Here is a 16,756-nt window from a genome sequence, read left to right as displayed (position 1 = left end):
CTTTCATTTGCACATCTGCATATCCGCACATCTGCACATCTCTACAGTTCCTTTACCGCGTCTTTAAACTGCTGTCCCCTGTCTTCGTAATTTTTAAACAGGTCGAAACTTGCGCAGGCGGGTGATAACAATACCGTATCTCCTTTGGTTGCCAGGTGGTACGCTACCTGTGCTGCTTCGGCTGCCGACATGGTGTTTACTATGATTTCTACATCATCTTCAAAGGCATCGTGGATGCGCTTATTGTCTTTACCCAAGCATACAATGGCTTTCACCTTTTGCTTAACCAACGATTTAAGCATGCTGTAATCGTTGCCTTTATCAACACCGCCTAATATCAATACCACATCACTACTCATGCTCTCCAGCGCGTACCAGGTAGAGTTTACGTTGGTAGCCTTGGAGTCATTAACGAAACTGATGCCTGATATTTTACCTATCGACTCCAATCTATGCTCAATGTTCCGGAAATTGCCCATGCTCTCTCTCATCGTTTCGTTGCGCAGCTCAAGCACTTTGGCAACAATACCAGATGCCATTGAATTGTAGATGTTGTGCTTACCCTGCAGGGCCAGTTCGTTTATTGACATTTGAAAATGTTCTTGGTGTACGTTTATAATTAGGTTATCGTCGTCGAGATATGCTCCCGCTTCAATTTTATCTTCTATTGAAAAAGGCAGTTGTTTTGCCGGTATCAGTTTGCCTTCCATTACCTTTTTTGTTTCTGCATCATCCGCGCAGTAAATAAAATGGTGGTGGCCGGTTTGGTTCTGCGTTATCCTGAATTTGGATGCCGCGTAATTCTCCAACTTGTAATCGTAACGGTCAAGGTGGTCAGGGGTGATGTTCAGCAACACCGCTATATCCGCCCTGAACTTGTACATGCTATCCAGCATAAAGCTGCTTATCTCCAGCACGTAGTAATCGTACTTTTCGGTAGCTACCTGGTAGGCAAAGCTTTTACCGATGTTGCCCGCAAGGCCTACATTTAAACCGCCATTTTTAAGGATATGATAAGTAAGGCTGGCGGTAGTTGTTTTACCGTTAGAGCCTGTTATGCATATCATTTTAGCATCTGTGTAGCGGCCGGCAAACTCAATCTCGGATATCACCGGGATGTTGTTCTCCAACAGTTTTCTCACCATTGGCGCCTTATCCGGGATGCCGGGGCTTTTAACCACTTCGGCAGCAGATAGTATCTCCGCTTCGGTATGGCCGTTCTCTTCAAAATTTATATTCCAGTCTTTCAACTGCTGTTTGTAATGCGTTGCTATGGCACCAAAATCCGATACAAAAACATCATAACCCTGCTGCAAAGCCAGGTATGCCGCCCCAACGCCGCTTTCGCCGGCGCCAAGAATACATAGCCTCTCCCCGGCCCTCTCCGAAGGAGAGGGAGCTGATGGAGTTGATATATTTTTGTTCCCGGTCACTATTGCTTTTGTCTTATTTCTTGATTCTTATTTCTTGATTCTCTTATCTTAATTTCAATGTTATCACCGTTATTATAGCCAGGAAGATGCAGATGATCCAGAACCGGGTTACGATCTTGGATTCGTGGAAACCTTTCTTTTGATAGTGGTGGTGCAGCGGCGCCATCAGGAAGATCCTGCGGCCTTCGCCAAAACGTTTTTTGGTGTATTTAAACCAGCCCACCTGCATTATTACCGATAGGTTCTCTACCAGGAATACGCCACATAGTACCGGCACCAGTAATTCTTTACGGATGATGATAGCGAACACAGCTATAATACCACCGATGGCCAAACTGCCTGTATCGCCCATAAATACCTGCGCCGGGTACGAGTTGTACCACAAGAAGCCCACACAAGCACCAACAAACGCACCGGCAAAAATTACAAGTTCGCCAGAGTTGGGGATGTACATGATGTTCAGGTAGTCGGCAAAAAATGTATTACCGGATACATAGGCCAATATGGCTAACGTCAACCCAATTATAGCCGAGGTGCCTGTTGCCAGGCCATCGATACCATCAGTAATGTTTGCACCGTTTGACACCGAGGTGATAATAACGATCACAAAAAGCATAAATACCAACAAGGCATAATGCTCGTAACCCGGCCCTATAAATTTTAATACCTTGGCGTAGTCGAACTCGTTGTTCTTGTAGAACGGCATGGTGGTTTTGGTAGACTTTATATCCTGGGTTAAAACCTGTTTATCGCCACGCATATGAAAATCAACCGGTACATCATACTTCACCGGCAGCTTAACTTCCTGCCTGATGGTGATGTTGGTATGGAAATACATCGTCCACCCGATGATGAGCGCCAAACCAACCTGGCCTGTTATTTTAAACTTGCCCGCAAGGCCTTCTTTGTTCTTTTTAAATACTTTAATATAATCGTCCAGGAAACCTATGGCACCCAGCCAAATGGTGGTAACCAGCATCATAATGATGTAGATGTTATCAATTTTGGCAAATAATAAAGTAGGGATCAGGATGCCAAGGATAATGATGATACCACCCATTGTTGGTGTCCCCGATTTTTGCATCTGGCCTTCTAATCCAAGGTTACGCACAGTTTCGCCTACCTGTTTAAAACGCAGGTAATCTATCAACCGGCGACCGTAAACTGTAGTCACCAATAACGATACAATTACCGCCATAGCCATCCGGAACGTGATGTACTGGAATACACCAATCCCCGGGATGCTGTAATTTTTACTTAGGTAATTGAACAGATAATATAGCATACGCTTCGCTTAAATGCAGATATGCAAGTGTGCAGATGTGCAGATCATTCTTTTATTATTTAATTATTAGTATTTAATTCATTTGCACATCTGCATATCCACGCATCTGCACATTTACTTAATTCAGTTGTTTAAATTGTTCCTGTAATTCTTCCATATCGTCGAAATGGTTTTTCACGCCATTTATTTCCTGGTACTTTTCGTGGCCTTTGCCCGCAAGCAAAATAATATCACCCGGCTGCGCAAACATGCAGGCGGTTTTAATGGCCTCGCGCCTGTCGGCTATGCTTACCGTGTGGCGTTTAAAGGCTGGGTCTATCCCTGCTTCCATATCTTTAATGATCTGGGCGGGGTCTTCGGTGCGGGGGTTATCTGATGTCAGAATAACCTTATCGCTCCATTCGCTCGCAACCTTAGCCATTATAGGGCGCTTGGTTTTATCCCTGTCGCCGCCGCAGCCTATTACGGTTATTACTTTTTCGCTCCCTTTGCGGATGTCATGAATAGTGCTCAACACATTCTGCACCGCATCCGGCGTGTGGGCGTAATCAACAATGCCTATTATTTTGTTTGGAGCTACTATGTATTCAAACCTGCCTTCGGCACCGGTTAATTTGCTCAGGCTTATCAAAACTTTTGATCTATCCTGCTCCAGTAACATCGCAGCCGAGTATACTGCCAAAAGGTTGTAGGCGTTGAATGTGCCTACCAGTTTAAACCAAACCTCGTCACCATCAATATTCAGCAGCAAGCCGCCAAACTGGTTCTCTATAATGCGGGCCTTATAATCGGCCATGCTCTTCAGTCCGTATGTTTTTTTGTGTGCCGATGTATTTTGCAGCATCACATTGCCATTTTTATCATCGCCATTGGTTAATGCGAAGGCGCTTTTTGGCAGGTTATCAAAAAATGTCTTTTTAGCCTTTAAGTACAGGTCGAAAGTTTTATGATAATCTAAATGATCGTGTGTTAGGTTCGAAAAGATCCCGCCCGAGAAGCTCAATCCCTCTATCCGGTGCTGTGAGATAGCGTGCGAGCTTACTTCCATAAAGCAGTAATCGCAACCTTCATCTACCATATCGCTTAATAGCTTGTTCAAAGCAACAGGATCCGGCGTGGTGTGGGTTGATGGTATAATGCGGCCATTCACCTGGTTCTCCACCGTTGAAAGCAGGCCACACTTATAGCCCATATCGATAAACAGTTTATATAAAAGTGTAGCGATAGTGGTTTTACCATTGGTGCCCGTAACACCAACCAGCTTTAAGTTTGATGATGGGTTCTCGTAAAAGTTTGCCGCTATAATTGCCAATGCTTTTGAAGAATTAGCCACCATTAAAAAGTCAACCTCGGTTGCAGTATGGGCAGGCAGTTCTTCGCAGATGATCACGATAGCGCCATCTTTTATAGCCTGGTCAATATAATCGTGCCCATCTACAGCGGTGCCTTTAACGGCCACGAACATGCAGCCCGGCGTTACCTGGCGCGAGTCAAATACTATGGCTGATATTTCCACATCGGCACTACCTTGTAATTCGGTAAATGCTACACCCTCAATTATATCGCTTAAATATCTCATTGCAGTTCTATCGTTATTTTTGAACCTTTAGGTATAATGCTGCCCCCGGTTACCGATTGCATAGATACCGCGCCGCTGCCCTTTACACCCACTTTATAACCTGCGTTACCCAAGGCAAAAAGCGCATCGCTCAAACCCATGCCGGTAACATTTGGCACTGTGCCTGTTTTATATTTATTATCTTCTGATGCTATGCCGCTGCTGGTATCTAACCCGGTTGGCGTGGCCGATGCATACAATGGTTTTACACCCAACTTGGCGTACACCTTTTTCAATGCTTTTAAGTTGCCTTGTTTAAACTTAGGCAGCGATGTATTCCCAATTAAATGCGCGGGTGCCTGGTTTAGGTCCATATCGCTGGCATAAACCTTATCTGCAATTTCTCTAAACGCTGGGCCTGCAACTTGTGCTGCGTAATATCCGTTCTTAGGGTCGTTGATAACTACTATGAGCGAGTACTTTGGTTTATCTGCCGGGAAGTACCCGCAAAACGACGATTGGTATTGCTTTTTAGCCTTGTAACCTTTATTGGCATCTGCAACCTGCGCGGTACCCGTTTTACCGGCTATTTTATATAGTGGGTTGTAAACGTATTCTCTGCCGCTACCCTCAATTACAACACCTTCCAGCATTTCTTGCATTTTTTTCAGCGTAACGTCCGAGCAGATCTTGTCATTTAAAACCTTGGTTTGAAAACGCTCTACCGTGTTACCTAACCGCCTTATCTCTTTCACAAAAACCGGTGATACCATTTTGCCATTATTTGCAACGGCATTATAAAAGCTGAGCATTTTTAATGGCGTAAGCTGCATTTCATACCCATAAGCCATTTGTGGCAAGGTCATGTTCTTGTTCCAGCTGTGGTTGTTTGGGTTTTTCACAACAGGCTGCGCTTCACCGGGGATCTGTAAACCCATTTTCTCGTTTAGGTGCCAGTCATACAGGTGATCGGTAAATTTTGATGGGTTGTTTTTATAGCTTGTATTCACCAGGTAAGCAACCGCCGCGTTTGATGATTTTTCAAAAGCTTTTTTTACAGATACATCACCGATACTCCCGTGCGAATCTTTGATGGTATGGCCGGGGATATGGTACTCACCGGTGTGTACAATCTTGCTGGTATCAACCATTTTATCCTCTAACAGGGCCATGTAAGATGCCAGCTTAAAGGTTGAACCGGGATCCTGGTTTCCTGCAATGGCATAATTAAATTTCTCTTTAAAACTACCATCCGGCATGCGCGAGTAATTGGCAACCGCCCTTACCTCGCCCGTGGCTACTTCCATTAAAATGGCCGCGCCGTGGTCAGCCTTAGTGTAGATCAATTGCTTTTCCAAAGCGTTCTGCACAAAATCCTGCATGTTTACATCAATGGTAGATATGATGTCCGCGCCCTCTTTAGGTGCAATCTCGTCGTCGTCATTAATGGGCATCCAAACACCACCTGCCATGCGGCGCTCAAGGCGCTTGCCGCTTTCGCCGTTTATATAATCAGCGTAAGCACCTTCAAGGCCAACGCCATTTTTCACGTTCGCGTTTTTATATCCAATGGTACGTTCGGCCAAAAAGCGGAACGGGAAGATGCGCCTGTTTTGCGAAACTACGATCAACCCGCCTTTATACTTACCTAAATTAAAGATCGGGAACTTGCGGATGTCTTTCAATTGGTGGTACGTAACCTTGCGCCTAACCAACTGGTAGCGAGAACTATCCTTACGCGCATCGCGGAAGATCCTCGTGTACTCACGTGCCGGTTTATCGCCAAAATAACTCGATAGCTTCATTGATAATGAATCTATCTTCTCATTAAATATCTTATCGTTTTCGATACCGCCGGCAAGCATATCCATGTGCAATTCGTACTCGGGCACCGATGTTGCCAGCAGGCTACCATCGTTAGAGAAGATATTGCCCCTGGTTGCCTCAATGGTTTTCTCGCGGGTAGACATGGCCCTTGCCATGTCTTTCCATCGTTTACCCTGCGCAAACTGTACACGGCAAAGCTGAAATACCACAGCCCCCGCAAAAAGCAGGATCAACCCAAATGCAAGGTAAACCCTAACCAGTATATTGGTTCTGATACTCATTCCTGTACGTCCTCCTTTACAGTTATTTTTTGTGGTGGCTCGGTCGATTCCTTGATGCCCAAAGTATCGGCACGCTTTGCAACTTCGGTTAAAGTACTTTTAAAGGCAAGGTCGGCTTTGGTGCTTTTGTATTCCCAGCTAAGCTCTTTTACCTCTTTGCTTATTTTATCAATATCGCGGATGTTGTTTTCTGACAGGTGCCTGTTACCAATATACAGCATCCCTAAAAAGGCTATAAAAAAAACAAAGGGCAAAGCGCTGGTAGCATCATCAGTTGTGATGACCCCATTTTTTAGGAATTGGGTGAAAAAGTTGTCCGGAAGTTCCCTTTTTACAGGTTTCTCTTCCACAATAAGCTTCTGCTCCTCTAATTCCTCTTCCTGAATTTCTGTACGTAAACGATTGGTCATTTTTTTACAGCTATCCTAAGTTTTGCACTGCGTGCCCTATTATTTAATACTATCTCTTCGTCGGTTGCTACAATAGCCCCGCGACTAACCCCGTCGAACGGGCGGTTGTTATTTCCGTAAAAATCCTTTTCTACCTCACCGCTAAATTTGCCTTTGGCGATGAAATTCTTCACCAGCCTATCCTCCAGCGAGTGGTAAGACATTACTACGAGCCTGCCCCCTGTTGCCAGCACATCTGCCGATTGCATCAGGAAATCTTTTAAGGCTTCCAGCTCCTGGTTAACCTCTATCCTTAACCCCTGGAAAACCTGCGCCAGGTATTTATTTTCTTTCCCCCTCGGGGTAATATTGCTTATCGCGTTCTTCAGATCGGCTATGGTAACTATGGGCCCGTTAAGCCTTGCGGTTACAATGGTCTTGGCCAGCGACTTTGCATTTTGCACTTCGCCATACATCCCGAAGATGCGGTGCAGATCTGCCTCGCTGTAGTTATTAACCACCTCTTTAGCGCTCAGGTCTGACGCCTGGTTCATGCGCATATCCAGTTCCGCGTCAAAACGGGTAGAAAAACCACGCTCGGCCTGGTCAAACTGATATGATGATACGCCCAGATCTGCAAGGATTCCGTCAACCGGCATAGCATCGTGCAGGCGGGTAAAATTTTTCAGGTATCTAAAGTTTTGGTCGATGAAAGTGAACCTGTCATCATCTATTTTATTTTGCTGCGCATCGGCATCCTGGTCAAAACCCAACAAACGGCCGCCTTCGCCAAGGTGTTTCATAATCTCGCGCGAGTGGCCGCCACCACCAAATGTTACATCAACATAGGTACCGTTTGGTTTAATATTTAACGCCTCGATGCACTCGGCAAGCATAACCGGGGTATGATAATTACTCATCGCGCCCCCTTCCCTTGTTGGCCATTACTTCCTCTGCCAATGCGGCAAAGTTTTCAGGCTCTTCACTTATCATCTTCTCATGCGCTTTCTTGTCCCAAACTTCTACTTTGTTAAGCATACAGGTTAGCACAACCTCGTTGGTAATGCCCGCGTAATCCAATAAATTCTTTGGCAGGTTGATCCTCCCGGTACCGTCGGGCTGCAGATTTTGCGCGCCGGCGGTAAAATATCTTACAAATTGGATGGCTTTTCTGTCGTATTCGTTAAGTTTGCTCAGTTCACCAAGCTTAATGTCCCATTCCCGTTTAGTGTAAATAACAAGATAGTTCTCAAGGCCACGATTGATCACAAGACCCTCTTTTTCAGCTTCTGGAAGCTGTTTCTTAAGGTCCGCAGGGATCATCATCCGCCCTTTGGCATCCAGTTTACAATTAAATTCTCCGGTTAAATAGGACATTCTATACGGTCGACAACATATGTAAAGTAAAAGTAGATTACTTTTACCACTTTATACCACTTTTTACCACCAAAAGTTTTCAACATTTTTGGTGCCTTTTCGGCTATGTTATGTTCTTAATAATTATAGCTTTGAGATCGTATTTATCAGCCAAAACATGATCATCGTTATCCAATGCACCGACCGCGTAGGCCTGGTTGCAGCCATATCCGGCCTGCTTGCCCAAAAACAGTTTAACATTACCAGCATGCAGGAGCATGTAGACAATACCGCCAACCTGTTTTTTATGCGACTGGAAGTAGATAAAACCGGTGGCTATGAGGGGCTTGAAGAAAGTTTGAAAGAAGTTTTGCCCATCGGCTCGCTCATTAAAATAAACCCCATCGCTCAAAAAAAGATAATTGTACTGGTGACCAAAGAATATCATTGCCTTGCAGATATTTTGGTGCGCAATTATTTTAACACACTGGGGGCCAGCATACAATGCGTGATAGGTAACCACGAAACCTTGCAGGATATTTGCCGCCGGTTCGACGTGCCTTTTTACTATGTCGCCGCCGGCGGGGACAAATACGCCTTTGAACAAAGCGTTACCGGCATCATCAAAAAATACGAATTTGACTACCTGGTTCTGGCCAAATTTATGCGCATATTATCGCATGGTTTTGTGAGCCAATTCCCTATGCAGATCATCAATATCCATCACTCGTTTTTACCGGCCTTTGCAGGTGCCAGCCCGTACCGCCAGGCATACGAACGCGGTGTAAAACTGATAGGCGCTACCGCCCATTACGTAACCGACGAACTGGATGAAGGCCCCATCATCGCGCAGCAAATTATCCCCGCCAACCACTCCCTTACCGTGGCCGATATGGTAAAAGCCGGCAAAGAAATAGAAACCGCCGTTTTAGCCAAAGCCCTTAAACTGGTTTTTGACGACAGGGTATTTGTATATAAGAATAAAACGGTGGTGTTGGAGTAGGTGCTTTTACTTTTAAATAAATTAAAAGAAATATTGTACTTTAACAGTACGATAACCTTATCAATGAAACTAACCCTAATTACCTTTATAGCAGCACTTTGCTGTTTTAATGCATTGGCACAAGAAGTAATTGAACCTGTTGAAAGAAATATCAGGCTCGAGTTTATAAAGGGCGACAGCATCCGTCTGGGCTTAAACGACGAGTTCAATTTAATTGAAGAGAGCTGCAGCCAGATGTTTCGCTACGCGCACGTTAACATGCAGGAACGCAAGTTTACAGGCCCGTTTATAGATGTAAGCCACGATAACCCCAAACTGATCATAACCCAGGGCACTTATTCTGCCGAAGGACTAAAAGAAGGGCCATTTGTTATTAATTATTTGGATGGCACGCCACAGGCAAGGGGTAGCTTTAAGCACAATAAATTTGAAGGCAAGTGGGAGGTTTTTTACAACACAGGCAAGCCATTAATGACCTTTGATGCCAGCGGAGCCGACATTAAAATTATTGATGTATGGGATGATAAGGGCAAAAAAACAGTAGACAATGGGAATGGCACCTACCGTGCTGATATGGGCTTTATGTACTGGAAAGGCAAGCTGCTAAACGGCCGCCCGGATGGCAAATGGAAATCTAAAAAAACAGCCGACGACTCCGATTTCACCTCCGAAGTTTATAACCTGGGGACTTTCAAAAAAGGTAACACTTCGTTTAATGAATATACCGATGGGCCACGTATGGTATTAATATCGCCAACAATATTCTTATTTGTAGGTACCGAAAGGCTCAGTTTCTCGCAGTTTGGATGTGATTTTACAAAACAAAAAAAGGTTATTAATGGAAGCTATTCGGGAGGCATCAACTCTTTTTCGGAGCGCATTGGTGAGGCGTTAAGCGCTTATCTTAATACCATCGACCTAAAATCGTATAATGAGCAGTTAACCATTGAAGGAGAAGTAAGCGAAACCGGTAACCTTGCAAAACTAAAAGCTATAAACCCTTTTAATATAAACATATCGCAAAACTTGATGAACAAATTGCGTACACTGCCAAGGCTAAAACCGGCTACAATAGATGGCAAACCTGTTGCAGAAGGTTTTTCCATTTCGCTTCAGTTCCAAAATGGCATGTACAGGTTTAGCTATCGGTTTTTACCAATTAAACAATAAAGTTTACCAGATAGATTTCAACGGCTGTATCTGCAGGTGCTCTATCTCCATACCGTTGTTTACAATACTTAAGCGCGTGTATGGCTTTTTAGGGAAGTAAACGCCCGTTATGTTACTTAACCCACCATCTGCAAACAACTCAACAGATGATACATCGACAAGCAATTCGAAACTTGAGGTTGGTGACAGCGAAATACGTGGCACATAACTTATCGTTGCAAATTGGTTGTTAAATGCGTTCCGCCCAGCTTTTTTACGGTCGATATAATAACGGCTGTTTTTAGCATCGTAGCCAACTATCAGCGTTTCGCCGGCAATGTTAGATAGCACTACCGAATAATCTTTCACAGCCTCGGTAGTAAATTTAAGCAGGTATTGCGTTGGCTTTTGTTTGATGACAGAGAAGATGTTGTTATCCTTAGCCAACAGTTGCGCATTAACCTTAATGGTTTTGCTTACTGTCTTATCCAGTTCACCAACCGGGTTAGACGTAAGGAAGATATCACCCGCGGTTAGCTTTAACGATAATTCGCGCGGTATGGTCATGGCGTTGCGCCATTTTACAGTTGGCACCTGGTTAGCATAAAGCCAGTTACCCATCCAGCCTAAAAACACTTTGCGGTTGCCGGTATTGCCAAAGGTTACACCCGCGTAATCATCTGGCCCATAATCTATCCATTTGGTTTGGGTGCTGCTTGGGGTAAAAGTCTTCCCATCAAAATGCCCCACAAAATATTGCGTTGCCGAGCCTTTATTAGGCCCGCCGGGGTTGATGCTTACCAGCAATACCCAATATTCTTTACCGTTTAGTTTTAGCGGAAAAAGATCGGGGCATTCCCAAACACCGCCGTGGGCGCCGAGCAACTGCCCAAAATCGCTCTCTTTTTTCCAGTCCTTTAAGTTTGGTGATGAATAAAAGGTTATCCTATCCTTGGTAGCCAAACTCATCACCCATTTTTTATCCTTAGCGTACCAAAATACTTTGGGGTCGCGGAAATCTTTTATACCGGGGTTTTTAAGCACGGGGTTGCCCGTGTACTTTGTCCAGGTGGTGCCTTCATCAAGGCTGTAGGCCAGGCTTTGTTTTTGAAATACGGATGAGCCAGCCTTCTCCCCTTTTGGATCGTGATGGGTAAATATGGCTACCATGGCGGGTTTATGCTTTGTGCCTAAGCCGGAAGTGTTATTTTCATCCACCACTACGCTGCCGCTAAAGATGTAACCCAACTTATCGGGATATAAGGCGATAGGTAGCTGTTTCCAGTGGATCATATCTTTACTTACCGCGTGCCCCCAGTGCATTGGCCCCCAAACTGTAGCTTTTGGGTAGTACTGAAAAAACAAGTGGTAGGTGCCTTTATAGTACACCATTCCGTTAGGGTCGTTAGTCCACTTTTCACGGGGCGAAAAATGAGCCTGCAGACGGTATTGTTCGTGGTATAGTTTAGTTGCAGTTTTTTGTGCCTGCGATGCTATTGCCGTTAAGATAAAGCACCCTATAAATAAGCTTCTCTTGATATCCATAGATATTACAATTCAATTTGGGTATAATCAGCTAATACATTGGTGTACTAAACTAAACACTATAAACTGAATTGTAACAAGGATAGTATGATATTGTTAGTCGAACTTCACGGTTTCGGCGCCGGATACCCTGGCAATATGGCAATTGCAACCTCCCGATACTTTAATGGTAATCTGCTTTGTTTTGCCGGTTGCTACGCTCGTAGCGGTAATACGGATGTCATCACCCTCCACAGAAAAAGCGCTTTTGGTTTCATCTGTAGCAATAATTATTGCACCGGGCACCATATTTACAATGGCCGCGTAGGATGTAGCCGGCACTGCTTTGGCCGTACGCACGTTTATTACCGATACATCTTTAATTTCTGTTGGTTTACCAGTTGCATCAGTAAATGAAAAAGTAACGACGCTAAAAACTGCCGTACAGATTTGCGTACCACAGGCCGATTTGTTGTCGTTTTTTTTACAAGCTGTAAACGGGATAGCCAGCATCAATACTAAAAGTAATTTCTTATACATAATGGTTTGGTTTGTAACTATTACGTATAGCGCATATTGAATGCTACAGAAGAGAAGAAATTTTACAGGATTTGGTTAAATTCTAAGCGTTCGCCTTCGGGCCCGGTAATGTTGAAATACTTGCAGCCATTAGCCCAAAATTGCAGAAAGACAGGTTCGGGTTCGATGATGTTAAAGCCAGCTTGTTTGGCAGTGGTAAAAGCCTCATCAATATCCGGCACGTTGAATGCCACATGATCTATATGCCCGTTACCACGTGTGCGGATCTCTGATAATCCCGGCTCGGGTAGCTGGTAAAGTTCTATCACCATCTGGTCACGCTGCATCATTACACAAGTGCCGGGTTTGCCGCCATCTGTAAACCCAGCCTTCATTACGTTGGCAAAGCCAAGCCGCTCATAAAACGTTTGTGAAGCGGCAAGATCCGTTGCCGGGATGCCGATATGCTGGATGGCGGTGATGTTGATAGTGGACTGCATGGGGATGATTAAACGATTTTTCGGCACAACGGATTATCCCGCTTTTCTCTGTATTGAATTTATCATTAACACTAACAATAATGCTAATAAAGCTATAATTATAAATATCAAATTTGTCTTCAGCGGTGTAATATGTCCGCTTCCATTATACACAGCCAACAAGAATACTGCAAGCGCAGCAATAATTATCAAAGCGATTCTTATCACTTCAAGAGGCTTCATCCTACAACACCCTAACCTTTAAATAACTTGGATTCGCTTTTGAACTATATACCTTGTGGGTTGCTTTTTTAAAGTCGGTATCCTTGGCTTTCATGATATCCTGAAACTGCTGGGTGTTCCTGTCTATCAGCGGGAACCAGGTGCTTTGGATCTGTACCATTATGCGGTGGCCTTTTTTAAAGGTATGCAGCACATCCTGCAGCTCGAAGTTTACCGGGGTAACTTTGCCGAGCACAAATGGCTCCGGTTTGCTAAAGCTGTTGCGGTACTTGCCACGCATGGCCTCGCTGCGTACCATTTGCTCGTAGCCGGGCATCTGTACATCCTTACCTGTAAATTTACCGGCACTTGCGGTATCAGGGTAAACATCTAAAACTTTTACTATCCAGTCGGCATCGGTACCGGTGGTGCTCACCTTTAGGTTCGCCCAGATGTTGCCTGCAATGGTGATATCTTTATCCAATACCTCGGTTTTATAAGTAAGCACGTCAGGGCGTTTCTCAGCAAAGCGCTGGTCGGCAGTCATGTATTCGCGTTTCATATCAAAGTCGATACCATCTATAAAAGGCACCGGATTCGTTGGGTCTGAAACAAATTCTTTAAAGTCGTTTTTAGTGGTGGTTGGCGCGGCGAAAGATAGTTTACCGCCCGGCAATAAGTAAAGATTTTTCTCCTGTGCCTCAACCGGCGGCCATGCCTTGTAAGTTTTCCATTGGTTTACACCGGTTTCAAATGTGTTTACCTTGGCAATGTCAAGCGGCGTGCCTTTCAGGTAATGGCTAAAAAACGCGAACTCTATCTTCTCCCTGTAAAACGGACCAGTTTCGCCAAAGCCCACATCGCCCAGGTGGTCGCCCGCGCCGCGTGCCCAGCCGCCATGTACCCAAGGGCCCATGGCAAAGTAAACAGGGGTGGTCGGGTTCTTTTTAGCTAATACTTTATAGGTGTTGATGGCACCGTATAAATCCTCGGCATCGTACCAGCCGCCGGTAACCAGTACCGCGGTTTTAATATCGTGCAGGTGGGTTAATACATTCCGGTCTTTCCAATGCTGGTCGTAATTGGGGTGATCCATCATTTCGTTCCACAGGCGGATAGTATCTTTATAATACTTTACATTGGAGTTGCGCATGCTGCCCATATCCAAAAAGAATTTGTAGCCATCTTCTGTGCCGGGGTTAAATCCTTTGGCACGGCGCTGGGTTGGTTTATCATCCTGCCTGTTGGTAAAGCCCGGGTAAAAGCCAAAATTAGCTACCAGCATAAACGCGCCATTGTGGAATGCATCATCGCGGTATAAGTCGGCAATTGGTGCTTGCGGCGATGCTGCTACCAGCGCAGGGTGGCGGCTCAATAAAGCCGTGGTAGTATAAAAGCCCGGATATGAGATACCCCACACCCCTACCTTACCATTGTTATTAGGCAGGTTTTTGATCAGCCAGTCAATGGTATCGTAAGTATCGGTACCCTCATCAACATCCTTATTAGTTTTGTGGACTTCCAGCTCGGGCGTCATCTCCTCGTAGATACCCTCACTCATCCAGCGGCCCCGCACATCCTGGTAAACAAATATGTAACCATCGTGCACAAACTGGCTCGAAGGGCCAAGGCCGCCCTTATATTTATCAGTACCATACGGGCCAACACTATAACAGGTGCGATCCATCATGATGGGGTATTTCTTGCTTTGGTCTTTTGGTACATAAACCGATGTAAACAGCTTTTTGCCATCGCGCATCGGCACCTGGTATTCAAACTTGGTATAGTTCTCTTTAATATAAGCGGCATCGCTTTGCGCGAAGGTGCTTACAGCGAAAAGGATAAAGGAGAAAGCTAAAAGGAAAGTTCTTTTCATCGTATATATGTTGATGCTTTAAAAGTAGTGAATAAAACAAAAAAGGCGCTGATAAAACAGCGCCTTCAACAAAATCGTTACTAAAGGTTACTTAGCCTGTTGACTGCGCATGTACTTGTCAGAGAAATTGCCCATATCGGTATTGTGCTTGTAATCGTAAATGGCCCAATCCTCTACATCGTTTTTATTGATGAGTACATGGTCGCCCATTTTCACATTTTTAATGTAAATGGCCGAGTCGGCAAAAATACCGGTGAACTTACCATCGGCATATTTATAAACTACACTCCACATATGCTCGTTTTCTTTCCCGTCTAAGAACGGCGATTTCACCAGAAAACGGTAATTACTATCCAACGCATGTGGCTTTAGGCTATCTAAAAAGATGTTCATTTTTGCCTGTGCAGTATCTTTGAAGGCCCGGATCTTTTTATCGTCGTTTTTAAGGTCGACAACCGCAACCTTATTATCGGCCACCTTGTCCGCTTTCCTATCCTTACAAGCGCTGAATAATACAAGTGCAAGAGCTGATACTTTTAACCAATTTTTTATCATGATGATAGATTTAATAATGTATTAAAAAGAAAAAGGCAACCATTTGCACGGTTGCCTTTTATTATATCCTAATTGTATTAGTCTTCGTTTATAGCTTTTACCCCCGGCAACTCTTTGCCTTCCATATACTCGAGCAAAGCACCGCCGCCTGTAGATACGTAGCTAACGTCTTTTGTCATATCAAATTTGGCAACTGCGGCGGCAGAGTCGCCACCACCTATCAGTGAGAATGCACCGTTATCGGTTGCTTTGGCAACAGCTTCTGCAACGGCTTTGGTGCCCACCAAAAACTTCTCCATCTCGAACACGCCCATCGGGCCGTTCCAAAGGATGGTTTTTGATTCTTCAACCACTTTGCTGAAGATCTTAACCGTTTCAGGGCCAATGTCTAAGCCAATCCAGTTATCAGGGATCTCGCCGGTTTTAGCAATATCAGTATTGGCATCATTACCAAATTTATCGGCAATAACATTATCAACCGGTAATAGCAGGTTAACACCTTTCTCTTTTGCTTTTTTAACCAGGCTAAGTGCAAGTTCAAGTTTATCGGCCTCAACCAATGATGTACCGATAGTACCGCCATCTGCCTTGGCAAATGTATAGGCCATACCACCACCGATGATCAGGTTATCAACTTTATCTAAAAGCTTTTCGATCAGTTCTATTTTGTCAGACACCTTAGAGCCACCCATGATGGCGGTGAAAGGTTTTGCAGCGCCATTCAATATTTTCTCTGCGTTATTTAATTCTGCAGCCATCAGGTACCCAAATACTTTTGCATCCGGGAAAAACTGTGCTATAACAGCTGTTGAAGCGTGTGCACGGTGGGCGGTACCAAAGGCATCGTTTACATATACATCGCCCAATTTTGAAAGTTTTTCGGCAAAATCTTTATCGCCTTTTTCTTCTTCTTTATAAAAACGAAGGTTCTCTAATAATAGCACCTCGCCTTTTTCAAGCTCTTTAGATTTTTTTATAGCGTCTTCGCCAATGCAATCATCAGCAAACTCTACCTGCTGGCCTAAAAGGTCGGCCAGGTGTGGTACTATGTGTTTTAAGCTAAACTCATCGGTCGGGCCATTTTTGGGGCGGCCTAAGTGCGACATCAAAATAACGGCACCGCCATCTTTTAAGATCTTTTTAATGGTAGGCAAAGCCGCGGTCATACGGTTATCATCGGTAATATTGAAATCTTTATCCAAAGGGACATTAAAATCTACACGGATAAGCGCACGTTTACCGTTAAAACTGATCTGATCTACTGTCTTCATATGATGTTATATAATTTACAAACGGTGCC

General features: G+C 44.4%; 15 protein-coding genes. 2 read left to right on the top strand and 13 right to left on the bottom strand.

All coding sequences use genetic code 11. The features are described from left to right. Window positions 1-41: 41 nt before the first annotated feature. From murD to mraZ, 7 genes are all read right to left on the bottom strand, one after another. Window positions 42-1,433, bottom strand: coding sequence for a UDP-N-acetylmuramoyl-L-alanine--D-glutamate ligase (gene murD, locus ABIB39_RS08820; RefSeq protein ID WP_354429134.1), 1,392 nt, complete (start codon window positions 1,431-1,433; stop codon window positions 42-44). A gap of 43 nt (window positions 1,434-1,476) precedes the next feature. Further along, window positions 1,477-2,718, bottom strand: a complete 1,242-nt coding sequence (mraY, locus tag ABIB39_RS08815; RefSeq protein WP_354429133.1) for a phospho-N-acetylmuramoyl-pentapeptide-transferase — start codon at window positions 2,716-2,718, stop codon at window positions 1,477-1,479. Window positions 2,719-2,836: 118 nt separating this feature from the next. Beyond that, window positions 2,837-4,297, bottom strand: coding sequence for a UDP-N-acetylmuramoyl-L-alanyl-D-glutamate--2,6-diaminopimelate ligase (locus ABIB39_RS08810; RefSeq protein ID WP_354429131.1), 1,461 nt, complete (start codon window positions 4,295-4,297; stop codon window positions 2,837-2,839). After that, window positions 4,294-6,384, bottom strand: coding sequence for a PASTA domain-containing penicillin-binding protein (locus tag ABIB39_RS08805; protein WP_354429130.1), 2,091 nt, complete (start codon window positions 6,382-6,384; stop codon window positions 4,294-4,296). Before ABIB39_RS08805 ends, ABIB39_RS08810 begins: the two co-directional genes overlap by 4 nt. Continuing rightward, window positions 6,381-6,794, bottom strand: a complete 414-nt coding sequence (locus ABIB39_RS08800; RefSeq protein WP_354429128.1) for an FtsL-like putative cell division protein — start codon at window positions 6,792-6,794, stop codon at window positions 6,381-6,383. The genes ABIB39_RS08805 and ABIB39_RS08800 overlap by 4 nt, the downstream gene beginning before the upstream one ends. Beyond that, a complete protein-coding gene (gene rsmH / locus ABIB39_RS08795) occupies window positions 6,791-7,693 on the bottom strand; it encodes a 16S rRNA (cytosine(1402)-N(4))-methyltransferase RsmH (protein WP_354429126.1) in 903 nt (300 codons plus the stop codon). Before rsmH ends, ABIB39_RS08800 begins: the two co-directional genes overlap by 4 nt. Continuing rightward, a complete protein-coding gene (gene mraZ / locus ABIB39_RS08790) occupies window positions 7,686-8,150 on the bottom strand; it encodes a division/cell wall cluster transcriptional repressor MraZ (protein ID WP_354429124.1) in 465 nt (154 codons plus the stop codon). Before mraZ ends, rsmH begins: the two co-directional genes overlap by 8 nt. Window positions 8,151-8,307: 157 nt before the next feature. Between mraZ and purU the strand changes: the two genes are divergently transcribed. Both purU and ABIB39_RS08780 read left to right on the top strand, forming a co-directional pair. Beyond that, window positions 8,308-9,132: a formyltetrahydrofolate deformylase gene (gene purU, locus ABIB39_RS08785; RefSeq protein WP_354429122.1), complete on the top strand. Its 825-nt coding sequence runs from the start codon at window positions 8,308-8,310 to the stop codon at window positions 9,130-9,132. 63 nt (window positions 9,133-9,195) lie between these two features. Then, window positions 9,196-10,302, top strand: a complete 1,107-nt coding sequence (locus ABIB39_RS08780; protein ID WP_354429120.1) for a toxin-antitoxin system YwqK family antitoxin — start codon at window positions 9,196-9,198, stop codon at window positions 10,300-10,302. Between the two features lie 3 nt (window positions 10,303-10,305). On the opposite strand, the gene ABIB39_RS08775 is transcribed toward ABIB39_RS08780, so the two are convergent. The 6 genes from ABIB39_RS08775 to ABIB39_RS08750 all read right to left on the bottom strand — a co-directional run bounded on the left by ABIB39_RS08775 (window position 10,306) and on the right by ABIB39_RS08750 (window position 16,727). Further along, on the bottom strand, window positions 10,306-11,826 hold the full coding sequence (locus ABIB39_RS08775) for a glycoside hydrolase family 32 protein (protein ID WP_354429119.1): 1,521 nt from the start codon (window positions 11,824-11,826) through the stop codon (window positions 10,306-10,308). A gap of 96 nt (window positions 11,827-11,922) precedes the next feature. Further along, window positions 11,923-12,345 (bottom strand): hypothetical protein, encoded by a 423-nt coding sequence (locus ABIB39_RS08770; RefSeq protein ID WP_354429117.1) that lies wholly within the window; start codon window positions 12,343-12,345, stop codon window positions 11,923-11,925. Window positions 12,346-12,407: 62 nt separating this feature from the next. Beyond that, window positions 12,408-12,824 carry a VOC family protein gene (locus tag ABIB39_RS08765; protein WP_354429116.1) on the bottom strand — a complete coding sequence of 139 codons (417 nt, stop codon included), beginning with the start codon at window positions 12,822-12,824 and terminating at the stop codon, window positions 12,408-12,410. Between the two features lie 223 nt (window positions 12,825-13,047). Next, complete coding sequence (locus ABIB39_RS08760) at window positions 13,048-14,901, bottom strand: CocE/NonD family hydrolase (RefSeq protein ID WP_354429114.1); 1,854 nt, start codon at window positions 14,899-14,901, stop codon at window positions 13,048-13,050. An 87-nt stretch (window positions 14,902-14,988) separates the two neighbouring features. After that, window positions 14,989-15,456, bottom strand: coding sequence for a DUF2314 domain-containing protein (locus ABIB39_RS08755; protein WP_354429113.1), 468 nt, complete (start codon window positions 15,454-15,456; stop codon window positions 14,989-14,991). Window positions 15,457-15,533: 77 nt separating this feature from the next. Then, the gene (locus tag ABIB39_RS08750) at window positions 15,534-16,727 is read right to left on the bottom strand and encodes a phosphoglycerate kinase (protein ID WP_354429111.1); all 1,194 of its coding nucleotides are present in this window, start codon (window positions 16,725-16,727) and stop codon (window positions 15,534-15,536) included. Between the last annotated feature and the right edge of the window lie 29 nt (window positions 16,728-16,756).

Source organism: Mucilaginibacter sp. UYP27 (genome assembly GCF_040547175.1).
GTDB lineage: Bacteria > Bacteroidota > Bacteroidia > Sphingobacteriales > Sphingobacteriaceae > Mucilaginibacter.
This window is presented reverse-complemented; position numbering and strand designations above follow the sequence as displayed.

Excerpts from the sequence above, each read along its gene's own strand:
- mraY (WP_354429133.1), bottom strand. The coding sequence starts at position 2,718 with ATGCTATATTATCTGTTCAATTACCTAAGTAAAAATTACAGCATCCCG.
- ABIB39_RS08810 (WP_354429131.1), bottom strand. The coding sequence starts at position 4,297 with ATGAGATATTTAAGCGATATAATTGAGGGTGTAGCATTTACCGAATTA.
- ABIB39_RS08805 (WP_354429130.1), bottom strand. The coding sequence starts at position 6,384 with ATGAGTATCAGAACCAATATACTGGTTAGGGTTTACCTTGCATTTGGG.
- ABIB39_RS08800 (WP_354429128.1), bottom strand. The coding sequence starts at position 6,794 with ATGACCAATCGTTTACGTACAGAAATTCAGGAAGAGGAATTAGAGGAG.
- rsmH (WP_354429126.1), bottom strand. The coding sequence starts at position 7,693 with ATGAGTAATTATCATACCCCGGTTATGCTTGCCGAGTGCATCGAGGCG.
- mraZ (WP_354429124.1), bottom strand. The coding sequence starts at position 8,150 with ATGTCCTATTTAACCGGAGAATTTAATTGTAAACTGGATGCCAAAGGG.
- purU (WP_354429122.1), top strand. The coding sequence starts at position 8,308 with ATGATCATCGTTATCCAATGCACCGACCGCGTAGGCCTGGTTGCAGCC.
- ABIB39_RS08780 (WP_354429120.1), top strand. The coding sequence starts at position 9,196 with ATGAAACTAACCCTAATTACCTTTATAGCAGCACTTTGCTGTTTTAAT.
- ABIB39_RS08775 (WP_354429119.1), bottom strand. The coding sequence starts at position 11,826 with ATGGATATCAAGAGAAGCTTATTTATAGGGTGCTTTATCTTAACGGCA.
- ABIB39_RS08770 (WP_354429117.1), bottom strand. The coding sequence starts at position 12,345 with ATGTATAAGAAATTACTTTTAGTATTGATGCTGGCTATCCCGTTTACA.
- ABIB39_RS08765 (WP_354429116.1), bottom strand. The coding sequence starts at position 12,824 with ATGCAGTCCACTATCAACATCACCGCCATCCAGCATATCGGCATCCCG.
- ABIB39_RS08760 (WP_354429114.1), bottom strand. The coding sequence starts at position 14,901 with ATGAAAAGAACTTTCCTTTTAGCTTTCTCCTTTATCCTTTTCGCTGTA.
- ABIB39_RS08755 (WP_354429113.1), bottom strand. The coding sequence starts at position 15,456 with ATGATAAAAAATTGGTTAAAAGTATCAGCTCTTGCACTTGTATTATTC.
- ABIB39_RS08750 (WP_354429111.1), bottom strand. The coding sequence starts at position 16,727 with ATGAAGACAGTAGATCAGATCAGTTTTAACGGTAAACGTGCGCTTATC.